The sequence below is a fragment of the Capnocytophaga sp. oral taxon 326 str. F0382 genome (assembly GCF_000318295.1).
GTDB classification, from domain to species: Bacteria; Bacteroidota; Bacteroidia; order Flavobacteriales; family Flavobacteriaceae; genus Capnocytophaga; species Capnocytophaga periodontitidis.
This window is the reverse complement of sequence record NZ_KB291388.1, coordinates 1-517: the sequence shown is the minus strand read 5'-3', so window position 1 is coordinate 517 and position 517 is coordinate 1. Positions and strand designations below refer to the sequence as shown.

Below are 517 nucleotides of genomic sequence, written 5' to 3'. Positions count from 1 at the left end.
ATGTTTGTTATCGTCATATTTTAATTTTAATTTCTAAAAATCTCTTTTGTATGTACTTTTAGGGTGGGAAATATCACCGAATGCACTTCATCATCTACTATGGGGCTGAGCGTTTTATAGTGGTTGTTTTCCAATACATTTACAATTACATATTCTTCTGTGGGGTGTATCACCCAATATTCACGTACTCCTGCTTCTTCGTAGAGTTTAAACTTCTGTTTAAGTTCTTTTTTTGAATTACCTGGTGATATGATTTCTATTACCAAATCAGGGGCTCCTATACAGCCTCTGCTATCAATTTTTGTACGGTCGCATACCACACAAAGGTCGGGTTGTACTACTGTATGGATAGCATCACCTGTTTCGCCTTTTGCAGGCAAACGCACATCAAAGGGGGCTGGGTATATCTGGCATTTTTGATTTCTGAAATACAATCCTAATTCTATATTTAGATTGCTTTGTACCACCTGATGTGCAGGAGAAGGTGCTGACATCTTGAAGAGCTTTCCTTTGAGGA

General features: G+C 37.9%; 1 protein-coding gene. It reads right to left on the bottom strand.

What is annotated here, in order from left to right:
• Positions 1 to 26 precede the first annotated feature (26 nt).
• Positions 27 to 517, bottom strand: a 491-nt coding sequence (locus HMPREF9073_RS04360; protein ID WP_009412797.1) for a Uma2 family endonuclease, incomplete at its 5' end; no start/stop codon positions are given.